Origin of the sequence: Embleya sp. NPDC050154 (assembly GCF_044460165.1) — a bacterium.
Classification (GTDB): domain Bacteria; phylum Actinomycetota; class Actinomycetes; order Streptomycetales; family Streptomycetaceae; genus Embleya.
This window is the reverse complement of sequence record NZ_JBITJP010000010.1, coordinates 273,611-285,494: the sequence shown is the minus strand read 5'-3', so window position 1 is coordinate 285,494 and position 11,884 is coordinate 273,611. Positions and strand designations below refer to the sequence as shown.

12 protein-coding genes are annotated in these 11,884 nt (G+C 71.6%); 9 read left to right on the top strand and 3 right to left on the bottom strand.

Annotated elements, in window-relative coordinates; all coding sequences use genetic code 11:
* The first annotated feature begins 8 nt into the window (after positions 1-8).
* Positions 9-809 carry a family 1 encapsulin nanocompartment shell protein gene (locus ACIBSV_RS22825; RefSeq protein ID WP_395865782.1) on the top strand — a complete coding sequence of 267 codons (801 nt, stop codon included), beginning with the start codon at positions 9-11 and terminating at the stop codon, positions 807-809.
* 119 nt (positions 810-928) lie between these two features.
* Here ACIBSV_RS22825 and ACIBSV_RS22820 read toward each other — a convergent pair whose 3' ends face one another.
* Positions 929-1,720: a GNAT family N-acetyltransferase gene (locus tag ACIBSV_RS22820; RefSeq protein WP_395865780.1), complete on the bottom strand. Its 792-nt coding sequence runs from the start codon at positions 1,718-1,720 to the stop codon at positions 929-931.
* Positions 1,721-1,954: 234 nt separating this feature from the next.
* Here ACIBSV_RS22820 and ACIBSV_RS22815 point away from each other — a divergent pair, with 234 nt between their 5' ends.
* The 4 genes from ACIBSV_RS22815 to ACIBSV_RS22800 all read left to right on the top strand — a co-directional run bounded on the left by ACIBSV_RS22815 (position 1,955) and on the right by ACIBSV_RS22800 (position 5,231).
* Positions 1,955-2,749, top strand: a complete 795-nt coding sequence (locus ACIBSV_RS22815) for a hypothetical protein (protein ID WP_395865778.1) — start codon at positions 1,955-1,957, stop codon at positions 2,747-2,749.
* Entirely contained in the window at positions 2,746-3,387 is a 642-nt protein-coding gene (locus tag ACIBSV_RS22810) for a hypothetical protein (protein ID WP_395865776.1), read from the top strand. The genes ACIBSV_RS22815 and ACIBSV_RS22810 overlap by 4 nt, the downstream gene beginning before the upstream one ends.
* Positions 3,388-3,892: 505 nt before the next feature.
* Positions 3,893-4,246, top strand: a complete 354-nt coding sequence (locus ACIBSV_RS22805; RefSeq protein ID WP_395865774.1) for an ATP-binding protein — start codon at positions 3,893-3,895, stop codon at positions 4,244-4,246.
* 235 nt (positions 4,247-4,481) lie between these two features.
* Entirely contained in the window at positions 4,482-5,231 is a 750-nt protein-coding gene (locus ACIBSV_RS22800; protein ID WP_395865772.1) for a hypothetical protein, read from the top strand.
* 275 nt (positions 5,232-5,506) lie between these two features.
* Here ACIBSV_RS22800 and ACIBSV_RS22795 read toward each other — a convergent pair whose 3' ends face one another.
* A complete protein-coding gene (locus ACIBSV_RS22795; protein WP_395865929.1) occupies positions 5,507-6,343 on the bottom strand; it encodes an undecaprenyl-diphosphate phosphatase in 837 nt (278 codons plus the stop codon).
* 290 nt (positions 6,344-6,633) lie between these two features.
* Here ACIBSV_RS22795 and ACIBSV_RS22790 point away from each other — a divergent pair, with 290 nt between their 5' ends.
* The 4 genes from ACIBSV_RS22790 to ACIBSV_RS22775 all read left to right on the top strand — a co-directional run bounded on the left by ACIBSV_RS22790 (position 6,634) and on the right by ACIBSV_RS22775 (position 9,980).
* Positions 6,634-7,392, top strand: a complete 759-nt coding sequence (locus ACIBSV_RS22790) for an alpha/beta hydrolase (protein ID WP_395865770.1) — start codon at positions 6,634-6,636, stop codon at positions 7,390-7,392.
* A 155-nt stretch (positions 7,393-7,547) separates the two neighbouring features.
* On the top strand, positions 7,548-8,663 hold the full coding sequence (locus ACIBSV_RS22785) for a phosphotransferase (protein WP_395865768.1): 1,116 nt from the start codon (positions 7,548-7,550) through the stop codon (positions 8,661-8,663).
* A gap of 58 nt (positions 8,664-8,721) precedes the next feature.
* Positions 8,722-9,063 (top strand): STAS domain-containing protein, encoded by a 342-nt coding sequence (locus ACIBSV_RS22780; RefSeq protein ID WP_395865766.1) that lies wholly within the window; start codon positions 8,722-8,724, stop codon positions 9,061-9,063.
* Positions 9,060-9,980, top strand: coding sequence for an anti-sigma factor RsbA family regulatory protein (locus ACIBSV_RS22775; protein ID WP_395865765.1), 921 nt, complete (start codon positions 9,060-9,062; stop codon positions 9,978-9,980). The genes ACIBSV_RS22780 and ACIBSV_RS22775 overlap by 4 nt, the downstream gene beginning before the upstream one ends.
* 872 nt (positions 9,981-10,852) lie before the next feature.
* On the opposite strand, the gene ACIBSV_RS22770 is transcribed toward ACIBSV_RS22775, so the two are convergent.
* Positions 10,853-11,218, bottom strand: a complete 366-nt coding sequence (locus ACIBSV_RS22770; protein ID WP_395865763.1) for a YrdB family protein — start codon at positions 11,216-11,218, stop codon at positions 10,853-10,855.
* Positions 11,219-11,884: the final 666 nt, after the last annotated feature.

Below are 11,884 nucleotides of genomic sequence, written 5' to 3'. Positions count from 1 at the left end.
CACACCTCATGAACAATCTCCACCGGGAGCTCGCCCCCATCTCCGACGCCGCGTGGGCGGACCTCGAGGACGAGGCCAGGCGTACGTTCAAGCGGCACGTCGCGGGTCGCCGGGTCGTGGACGTACAGGGGCCGGACGGCGGCGAGACGGCCGGTGTGGGTACCGGGCACCTGAGCGACCTCGCACCGCCGGCCGACGGAGTCCGGGCGCGCAGTCGGGACTTCCGCCCGCTGATCGAACTGCGGGTGCCGTTCACGGTGACGCGCGGTGCGGTGGACGCGGTCGAGCGCGGCGCCAAGGACGCGGACTGGCAGCCGGTCAAGGACGCCGCGCGCAAGATGGCGTTCACCGAGGACCGGCTGATCTTCGAGGGCTACCCGGCCGCGTCGATCGAGGGCATCCGGGCGGCGGCCACCAACGAACCGGTGACGTTGCCGATGGATGTGCGCGAATACCCCGACGCGGTCAGCCGCGCGCTCACCGAACTGCGGCTGGCGGGTGTCAACGGCCGGTATCAGCTCGTGTTGGGTCCTGAGGCGTACACGGCGGTCAACGAGGCGGCCGACCACGGCTACCCGATCCGCCAGCACCTGACCCGGATCCTGGGCGGCGAGCCGATCTGGGCGCCCGCGATCGACGGGGCGTTCGTCCTGTCCACCCGAGGCGGCGACTACGAGCTGCGGTTGGGCCAGGATCTGTCGATCGGCTACCTCTCGCACGACGATGACGACATCCGGCTGTACTTCCAGGAGACGCTGACCTTCCTGATGTACGCGGGTGAGGCGGCGATCGCGTTCGCTCGGCCGTAGGCGGGGGCTTCCGGCCGCCGTCGGCAGGCGATTCGGCTTCGCCGGCGGGGGAGCGGTGCGCGAGGGCGGGCATCCACTCGGCCGGCCGGACCGGTGTCGCGGACCGTTCCCCTCTCGGGTCAGGCCGGGACGAGGTCCAGTTGGATCTGGGATTCCGTGTCGGAGAAGCCGAGCGCGCGGTAGAGGTCGATGGCCAGGTAGGCGGGGTCGGCGACGATGACCAGGTGGTCGGCGGACCAGTGGGTTCGGGCGTGCCGGGCCGCGGTGTGGATCAAGGTGGTGGCCAGGCCCTGGTTGCGGTGGTCCGGGTGGGTGGTGACGGTTTGGTAGCGGGCCAGGCCCCCGCCGTCGGTGAACAGGCCCAGGCCGGCGCGGAGCCGGCCGTCCTCGAAGGCGCCGAACCAGGCCCCGTGGCCGCGGGCCTGGAGGTCGCGGAAGCCGGCCAGGCGGCGGGCGGCGAACTCGCGGTATTCGCCGGCGGCGTAACCGGGATTGCCGGCCTCGCTGAGCGCCAGGGCCTGGGCCCAGTCGTCGTCGGAGTCGGCCATGCGGAACGTCGCGGTGGTGTTGGGGCGCGCGGGAGGGCGCAGCGAGGTCGCGGTCAGGACCGTGCTGCATTCGACGGACAGGTGCGCGGCGGCCAGCTCGGTCGGGTCGCCGGCGGCACCCGCCGTGCCGTCGACGCCGAGTGCGACGTGGGCGGCGTCGGGGAATTCGCGGCGGAAGGTGTCGATCCACCCGGCCGCCGTGCCCGGGGCCGGTGGCGCGGCCAGGAGGAGGTAATTGCCCCAGTGGAAGGTGGGATTGGCCGGGGTTCGGACGACCAGGTGGTCGTCCCGTTCCTCGACGTGGCTGCCCTGGAGGGTGAGCAGCATCAGGTCGGTGCGGTAGGCGAGCGAGGTCACGTTCATCGGGCCACCCCACCACACCGGGCCGTCCGCGGGACGGGTAATTTCCTCCCCCACACGTTCACCGAGACGCGGTGGGTGACCGTACATGGGGAGATCGCACCGCATCCGTTCCGAGCGGGCGGGCGGGCGCCACGAGCCGACGCCGACCGTCCGTGTGCCTTGCGCCAAGGATGGGGTTCGGTGCCGGATGTGGCAGGCTCGTGGGTCTACGCTCCGCGAATCGAAAGCAGGACCATGTCCGGCACCAACCACATCGCCCAGGCCGATCAAGCAGTGCGCGAGGGGCGGATGGACGCCGCCGTCAAGCTGTACCTGGAAGCAGCCGACGCCGGTGTACCCGAAGCCCGTCGCAAGGCCGGCGAGCTGATGTTCGCGGGCGGCGACGAAACCGCCGAGGCGATTCTGCGCGAGGCGCTGGCGGAGGGCGACGCCGAGGCGGTGGACGCGCTCAGCGAGTTGTTGGAGGTCACCGGCCGACCGGACGCCGCCGTCGACCTGCTGACCGAGCGGCACCGGCTGGGCGAGTCGCGGTGGGCACTGCCGATCGCCAACCTGCTGGCCGACGCGCTGGACGAGCCGGAGGCGGCCGAGCGCTGGTACGTCAGCGCGCTCGAAGCCGGCGACCCCGACGCTCCCAACGACTTCGCCGCCTTCCTCCAGGACTTCGACCGCGCCGCCGAGGCGGAGGCGTTGCTGCGCCCGGCGGCGGAGGGCGGCGACGAGTTCGCGATGGCCAACCTCGGCCGGCTGCTGCTCAACGGCGACGCGGTCGACGACGGCATCGCGTGGCTGACCCGCGCGGTCGAGGCCGGCCAGGAGGACGCGCTGGTCGACCTCGGCGACGCCGAGCTGGACGCGGGCCGGATCGAGGCCGCACGAGAGCACATCCGGCGCGCGCTCGACGCGGGCATCGAGGGTTCGCGCCTGCTGTACGCCCACCTGCTCGACCGCGAGGGCGCGGACACCGGCGAGGTCGAGGCGGCCTACCGCGCCGCGGTGGAGGCGGGCGACGTGGAGGTCGAGGAATGAGGCGCGCGGCGCTCGCGGTGACGGTGGCCGCGTTGATCGGGGTCGGCGCGTGCGGCCCCGGCGACGACAAGGATGCCAAGGCCGAGCCGTCCGCGACGCCATCGACCACACACCCGGCCCGACCCGGCGAGATCCGCGACCAGAAGGCACACGTCTCCTACGTGTTGCCACAGGGCTGGTACGCCAAGCCGCCGGACACGGTGGTCGGCCTGTACTCCTCCGTCGCCTCCACGGTCGACCCCAAGACCGTGAACCCCACGGCCAAGCCGACGGCCGACCCGAACAACCCGCTGGGGACGTTCATGGTCGGTGTCGTGGACACCGAGGTGTTCGTGGCCAAGTCGCGCTCGATGCCGGAGATGGCCGAGACCGTGGGCCGGGCCCAGCTCGAACTGATCTACCCGGCCAAGGCCCAGGACACGGTCCGCTCCAGCGAGGCGGCACGACTCGACGGCCGCAACGCGTGGCTGATGGACATCGAGTGCACTCCCGAGGACAAGAACGTGCCACCGTTCCGGCTGCGGGTCACCGTGATCGACACCGGCACGGTACCGATCTACATGCTGTCCTCGGCACCGAGCAGCGCCGGCGAACGCTTCCGCGAGATCGAGTCGATCGAGCGCTCGGTGCGGTTCTGACGGAGGGCGGGGGCGGAGGGCGGGCGACGGGCGACGGGCGACGGGACGCGAAAACGCGCGCCCCTGCGCGCCGTTCGGCTCGCGCATCGCGCGCCGTCCCGCGCCCGTTCACTCCCCTCGGCGCGCCCGACACGCCCCGGGAATTCGCCGCCGTACGCTCGTCGCCCGCTCCCGTCGCGCCGCCGATAGGGTGGGTGTGACCTGCGGATTCGGTGAACTTGCGGGCTCGGATGGCTGGTTGGGGTCATACGCGCGGGTTGTCCGGCGCGACTCGCGGGTTTCTTTGCCAAGCGATCCGCCCGGAAGGCGCTCGGATTCGGTAACTTCCAAGTGGTCCACCGATCTTGCCGCGGTTTCTACCAGATCGCGGGCGATCGGCGACCGATAATCGCAGTTCGGGCCCGTTTCCAGGGTGTATTCGATCACGGTGCTCTCAGGAGCCCGACCGACTGGAGGGGGAGACGTGGCCACCACCGTGTCCAGAACGCGCTCGACTGTACGGCTCGTGTCGAAACCGCAAACCGTCTCCGCCGCCCGCGCGCATGTGCGGCGCTTCTGCGAGCGGGTCGGGTTCGAGTCCGACGACCCGGTCCGCGTCACCTCCGAGCTGGCCTCGAACGCTGTCGAGCACGCCGGGGACTACGGCGACTACGAGGTGTCCGCGTCGTTGCACGGCCGAGTCCTGTGGGTGGAGGTACTCGACTGTCTGCCGTGTTCGCTGCCGTCCCCCGTCGAGGTACTGGAGGACGCCGAGGCCGGCCGCGGCCTGCTCGTGGTCGCGGCGCTCAGCCACCGCTTCAAGGTGGAGCTGCGCACCAGTGGACGCAAGGCGGTGTGTGCCGGGTTCGAGGGCGACTGAGCCCGCCCGATACGGTCGGTCCCGTCATCGGCGCGCGCAGGCGTACGGGCGGTCGGGCGGTCGGGGGACAGCGTGCGCACGACGCCCCTTCGCACACACGCCCGTGGACCGACGTGTCGTGACGGAGGAGGAGCGGGCTCGGATGGTGTTCGGCAGGCGCAGGGCGCGCACCGAGACGGAACCGGAGACGGGACCGACGGAAACTGCGCCGGAGGCTTCGCCGGCGACGGAATCGGTGGAAATACCGGAACCGGAGCCGGGGCAGGGGTTGGAGTCGGGGCCGGAGTCGAGGCCGGACTCCGCCGATTCCGGGTCGAACGCGTCCGGCACGCCGGTGCACGAGGCGGACGCCGCCCCGACCTCCGAGGATCCGACCGACTGGCAGCGCGTCACCGCGTTCAGGTACGGCTCGCTCGCCTCCGCGAAGTCCCGCTCCGCCACGCCCACACCCGGTTCGACCGTCGGCATCCGGATCCTCCGGGGCGGCGGTTCGGACGCCTTCTACACCCCCTGCGCGTTCGCCGGTGACGACCGCCGCTCGCTGTACCTGCCGGACGGCAGTCTGCTCTGCACGCTGGACGCCGCCGAGACGATCGACGACGTACGCCACGACCGGGTCCGGGCCCCCGACGGGGAACTCGTCGGCACCATCCGCCGGATCCCGCCCGCTCGTCGCCTGCTCAAGCACACGTGGCGGATCGACCAACCCGGCCGCCCCGAGATCGTCGGCCGCAACCTCTTCGCCACGACCGATCCGCGCAGGCTGGCGGCGCACACGGCGGACACCGCGCTCAGCCTCACCTTCGACACCCTGCTCTCCGGCCCCGACGGCTCCATCGGCCCGGTCCGCCCACGCGTCCTCGCCTGGAAGGCCGCGGGCGACCTCGTCATGACAACGAACGGCCGCCACCAGCCGGTCCGCGTCCTGGCCCCCTGGATCGACCGCCGACTGGCCTTCACCTTCGCCATGCTCGGCGACGAGTGAGCAACGGGACGGGCGTGCGGGTGAGCGGGGCGGGCGGGTCACCGGGACGAGGGGGCGATTGCGCGACGCGGCGCTCCTCGTACGGTCGGTCGGATGACGCGAGACGCCCGGGCCTGTCGTGCGCAGTGGTTCGCGCGACGGGCCCGGGCGGCCGGGTTGGAGCAGGTGGGTCGGACCAGGTGGGTTGGACCAGGTGGGTTGGAACGGGTGGTCGGAGCGGGTGGTCGGAGCGGGTGGGAGGCAGATGAGGCCGCTCCGGGCAGGAGTGGCGCGTGCTACTCCGAGGATCCTGCCGTCGGCTCCAATCCGCCGAAGGCGACCAGGCCCAGGACGACCAGGCCCAGCAGCACGCGGTAGGCGACGAAGACCGTGAAGCTGTGCGTGCTGATGTACTTCAGGAACCACGCGATCGCCGCGTAGCCGACCACGAACGCGACCACCGTGGCCAGGATCGTCGGCCCCCACGCCGGTGCCGGCCCCTCGCCGATCTTGAACAACTCCAGCCCACCGGAGGCCAGCACCGCCGGGATGGCCAGCAGGAACGAGTACCGCGCCGCGACCTCGCGCCGGTATCCCATCAGCAGACCCGCCGTGACCGTACCGCCCGAGCGCGAGACGCCGGGGATCAGCGCGAGCGACTGCGCGAAGCCGTAGATCAACGACTCCTTGCCGTTGAGCTTGTCCATCCCTCGGTTGTTCAACGCCATCCGGTCCGCGAACAGCAGGATCAGACCGAACACGATCAGCGTCGTGCCGATCAGCCGCAGGTCGCGGAACGTGGTCTCGATGGTGTCCTGGAACACCAGGCCCAGAACCGCGATCGGCAACGTGCCGACGATGATGTACCAGCCCATGCGCGCGTCGAGTTCGCCGCGCAGGGACGGGGTGTACAGCGATTTCACCCAGGTCCCGACGATGTTGCCGATGTCCTTGCGGAAGTAGATCAGGACGGCGGTCTCCGTCCCGATCTGGGTCACGGCGGTGAACGCCGAACCCGGGTCCTCCCAGCCGGCGAACGCCGACACGATGCGCAGGTGTGCGCTGGAGGAGATCGGCAGGAACTCGGTGAGCCCCTGGACCAAGCCGAGTACAACGGCCTCGAACCAACCGATCACCGGACGACTCCGAGGGACGTGAGAGGGATGCGGATCATGCCGGCAACGGTAGCGGCGGCCCACGGTGCGTCAGGTGGACGTCACATGGCCGAAATTGGACGGAACGGTAACGGCCGCGCCGCCGATACGCATCGGCGGGCGAATCGACCGAGGTGGCCTGGGGTGCGGGTGGTGGGCGGTCGGAAAGTCGGGGCGGTCGGGGTCGATTGAGGGCGGGCGCGGTCGGTCGGGGGCGTCGTCCCGGATGGCTTCGGTCGGTGTGTGGGGACGTTTGAGAGGGTGGGTCGATGCGATATCTCGACTTCGGCGGCCGGGGCCCCACGCTCGTCGCCCTGCACGGCTCGTTCGGTCGTGGCGCGATCTTCACCCGCATGGCCGTCGAACTCGCGGGCGCGGCCCGAGTCGTCGCACCGGACCAGCGTGGCCACGGCCGACACCCACACCCCGGCCCGTTCCGACACGAGGACTTCATCGCGGACGCGGCCGACTTCATCCGTGACCTCGACGCCGGCCCGGTCGTCCTGTTCGGCCACTCGCTCGGCGGCATCACCGCGTACCGGCTCGCCGCCCAGTACCCGAACCTGGTCCGCGCGCTGATCGTCGAGGACGTCGGTCCCGTGATGCGCCGGCCCGAGATCGAGCAGCCGATCCTGGACGTCCGCGGTTGGCCGCGCGCGGCGCCGACGCGCGCCGAGCTGTCCGAGGCGATCCGGGCACGGGGCGTACCGGACGCGGACTACTTCATGCAGAGCGCGGAGCGGGACGGCGACGGCTACCGGCTGCTGTTCGACTGGGAGCAGATGATGGCTGTACAGGAGGGCGCCATCGGCGACTGGTGGTCCGACTGGCTGGGCTCGTCCGTCCCGGCCCTGGTGCTGCGCGGCGGCCACAGCACGCTGCTCCCGGCCGGCCTCGCGCGCGACATGGTCGCCCGGCGGCCGGGCGCGCGACTGGTCGAGTTCCCCGACGCGGGGCACTGGATCCACGACGACGAGCCGGTGGCGATGGCCCGGGCGGTGGCGGCGTTTTTGGCGGAGCAGAAGTAGGGGGCGTCGGGCCCCGCGAGGCGGGGGAGTGAGGACACGCCGCCGGGCGGGGGTGAAGACACGCCCCTGGGCCCGCCCGGTGTGGGCGCGTTGTTTCGGCGGTGCGGGTGGATATGTGGTTGCCCGGGGCGAGTGGGGTCGAAATCCTGATGGGCATGAGCGATGAGAGCGTGGGCGAGTCGGTCGGTACGACGGCGGCGGCCGAGGGGACGGGGGGAGTGGGTCGGGTGGGTCGGGTGGGTCGGGCCGGCGGCGGGAGTGGGGCCGGCAGCGGGAGTAGGGCAGGCCGGGAGACCGGGGTGTCGGAACCGGATCGGGTGGGCGCGGCGACCCCGAGCGTTCCTCTCCCTCCCGTAGCCGCCGGCGTCCGCATGTCGTGGGAGGCCGCGCCGGCCGCGCTGCGTGCCGCCGTCGAGGCCCGGCTCGGCGCACCGGTCACCCGCGCCGTCACCCAGCTCGGCGGATTCTCGCCGGGCGTCGCCGCCCGCATCGAACTCGCGGACGGGCGGCGGGCGTTCGTCAAGGCCGTCGGCACCGAGGCCAACCCGGACACGCCCGATCTGCACCGCACCGAGGCCCGCATCACCGCCGCGCTCCCGGCCGCCGCCCCCGTACCGAACCTGCTTGCCGTGATCGACCTCGACGACTGGGTGGCGCTGGTGTTCGAGGACATCGACGGCCACACGCCGGTCCAACCGTGGCGCCTCGAGGACCTCGCACGGGTCCTGACCGCCTACTCCGAGTTCACCGCCGGCATGGACCCGTCCCCGATCGAGGTGCCCACGATCGCGGAGGCGTTCGCCAAGACGTTCGGCGCCTGGCGGCGGGGCTTCGATTCCGAACCATTCGGGCCGTGGACCCGCGCCAACGTCGACCGGCTCGCCGCCCGAGCGGCCGACTGGAAGAGCGCCGCCGAGGGCACCGCCCTCGTACACTGCGACCTGCGCGCGGACAACATCCTGCTCACCCCGGACCGGGTCGTGTTCGTCGACTGGCCGTGGGCGGTGATCGGCGCCGCGTGGTTCGACGTGGTCGTGATGGCACCGAGTGTGATCATGCACAACGGCGATCCGGCCATCGATCTGATCGAGGCGCACCTGGCGGCGCGGCGGGTGGATCCGGACCGAATCACCACCGTGCTGGCCGCCGCCGCGGGATTCTTCGCCGAGAGCAGTCTGCGCCCGGCTCCGCCCGGACTGCCGACACTGCGGCCGTTCCAGCGGGCACAGGCGCACGGCGCACTGACGTGGCTGCGGCGACGCATGGGGTGAGCGGTGTCGGACGGCTGATGTCGGGTAGTCGCCGAGGACGGTCGGACGGGAGGGGCGCATGAGCGTCGACTACGCGGATGGGGTGCTCCGAGTGGAGCGAACCTCACCACCGCTCGGCGTGCGCCTGTTCGGAGAGGTCGACCTCGACAACTGCGCGCACGTACGCTCGGCCCTGGTCACGCAGAGCGCGGGCGGTACCGGTGACCTCTACGTGGACGTGTCATCGCTACGCTTCATCGACGTCGCCGGCATCCGTACGTTGGTCGAGACCGCCCTGCGGATTCAGCCGGGGAGGCGCCTGGTCCTGCATCGCGCCTCCGAGGAACTGTGCGTGCTCGTCCGGCTCGCCGGATGGGACCGGGTCCCCGGCCTGGTATTGGAGAAGGTGACGACCCGATGACGACGGCCACGATGTTCCGGCACGACGCCTTGCTCTACGCGGGCATCGACGAGTTCGTCGAGCGTACCGCTGGCTTCGTCCGGGCCGGGCTGGCCGACGACGAGGCGGTCGGCGTCGCGGTGATCGAACCGCGGGCCGGCGCGCTGCGCGACGAACTCGGCGCCGACGCCGACCGGGTGGCCTGGATCGACATGGAGCGGGTGGGTCGCAACCCGGCCCGGATCATCCCGGTCTGGCAGGACTGGGCCGAACACCACGGCGCACGCGTGTTCCGCGGCATCGGCGAGCCGATCTGGGCCGGACGCAGCGCCCAGGAGATCGTCGAGTGCCGACACCACGAGGCCCTGCTCAACCTCGCGTTCGACGGCGTGGCATGGCAACTGCTGTGTCCGTACGACATGTCCGCGCTGGATGCGGAAGTGATCGACGGGGTGGGGCACTCGCACCCGCGCGTGCTGACCGCCACGGCCGAGTGCGACGGGATGAACCCCGCCACCGAGGACTACGCCGCGACCCTGCTCGGCCCCGCCCTGCCGGACGCACCCGCGCACGCCGACCGATTGACGTTCCGCTCCGGCGAACTGGCCGGCGTCCGAGCGCTGGTCCGCCGCACCCTGGCCGACGCGCCGCGCGCCCACGTGAACCACGCGATCCTGGCCGTGAGCGAGATCGCGGGCAACAGCATCGTGCACGGCGGCGGCCACGGCACGCTCGCCGTCTGGATCGAGGACGCCTCCTTCGTCTGCGAAATCCACGACACCGGCCACATCACCGACCCCCTCGCCGGCCGCCACCGCCCCACCCCCGACCAAGACGGCGGCCGGGGCCTTTGGATGGCCAACCAGATCTGCGACTTGGTACAGATCCGCTCGACGGAGAGCGCGGGGACGACGGTACGGGTGCGCCTGGCACGGTAGGGGCGGGGTGGCCCTGGCCGGCCGAGGCGGGGCGGGCCGGGTGGGGGTGGGGTGGGCCGGGTGGGGTGGGTGGGGCGGCTGTGAGGCCGGGGCGGGCTCCACGTCGACTTCTCGCCGGCTGACATCGCCGGGCACCCGACCGGTTCTGCGACTTGGTGCAATCCGCTCGACGGAGAGGGTGGGCGACGACGGTGCGGTTGCGACCGGCACGGTAGGAGCGGGCCGGTCCGGCCGGGGTGGTGGGGCGAGGGGCCGGCTCTGGCGATCCCGAGCTTCCTGCGCCGGGCGGCGTTCGTTGCTCGGGATCACGTCGACGTGGCGTCAATGCCGCAAGCCGGCCGCCCGGCTTGTTCGGACCGCTCCTCTTGGCGGGCGTACTCCTGCGATGTGCGAGCAGCAGTTCCTCCGTGACGAGTACCGCCGGAACCTCGCCGGCGGCTTGGACAACAGGACCGCCTTCCCGAGCCGCCCCGCAGACCGCCCGGTCGTACCTCGATGTCACGCCGGGGCCGATCACCTGGGTCAAACGTGATCCCTGGCCCGGCCGACGCAATGGGGCCACCATCCCGGCTTCGTCGCACGAGAACGGAACCCGGTGGCCGGCATCGACCGCAGGGCCTGCCGCACGCCCGGTGGATCGTCACCGGGTCGGCGCCGATCGCCGCCGGGCCGCCGGCCTTCGGCGGGGTGGTCGGCCTTCGGTGGTGTGGTGGTCGCGCCAAGGCGAAGCTGCGGGCAACCGGCAACGTCTCCCTCGCCGAACGGCCCAAGAGCCCTCGTGGGGCGGGCCTGCTGGTGCGTGGCGTGATGGTGTCGGGTCCCCGGGCGGGGGCCCCGGGCGGGGTGAGGACGGTGAGGACGTGGGTCGAGAGTCAGGCGGACATTCCCGCACCGCGCTGCGTATGGGCCTTGCTGCGTTGGGCGGCAAGGCCGGTGAGGCGGGCGACGGCGACGCCGATCGCGCCCGGGAGAAGCCCGGCGGCGATGAACGCCACAATTCCGGTCCCCCACCACGCGATCTCGAACAGGATGCGCGGAAGGCCCGTCAACGCGTCCGCATTGTTGGCGGCCGCGAACCGCCCCCACAGAAACATCATCACCGAGGGCGCCGCCAACCCGACCAGAACCCGGACCGGCCAGCCGGCACCGAGGGTGAATCCCCAGTAGGCAGTGGCCCCCACGACAGCCAGTTCGGCCAAGAACAGCGCCACCATGGCGGTCCAGTAGAGCACGATCACGCGAGCCTCCCCGTCTAAAACGAGAGCACCGCTCTCGTCTGAGAGCATCATTCTGCGTCCACTGCTCCAAGTCAAGAGCACTGCTCTCGTTTGAGTTCACTGCTCTCGCCCAATGCCCGCATGAACGAATCGCCCATCACAACGCGCCGAGCCTCTGCGGCGCCGAGGTCTGTCGGCGCCGGGCACCCACCCGTCCGGTCCACCCCACCGGCCGCACCGGCCTTGGTTCTGCCTCGCTCGTCCTGGCGTCTCTGGCGCTTGGGCTCGCCCACTTCGAGGCGCGGTTCGGACAACGAGGCCCAGGCGGTGCGGCTCGCCTCGGCCTGCTTCGTTGCTCCGTTCGGCTTGCCGGGGCGGCCTTTGTCGATGTCGGCCCGACGGCCAACCCTGCTGCCCGGGGTGAAGGTGCGGATGGGTTGAGAGCGGTCGGTTCGCGGGGTGGGCGGTTGGCTTGTCGGTACAGCTTGGGTCCGGAGAGGTGCTCCGAAGCGAGATCAGTGCTCTCGTATGCGGCCGGCGCTCTCATTGAAGATGGGTTTTCGCTCGCGGCCGGACTGAGTTGGGCTGGACTTGCTGCTGAGCGTGCGTGCGGATTTCGCTTGGGTGGATTTGGGGTGCGGCTGGTGGCGTCGATTCGGTCGCGTGCTCCGAAAGGAGATCAGTGCT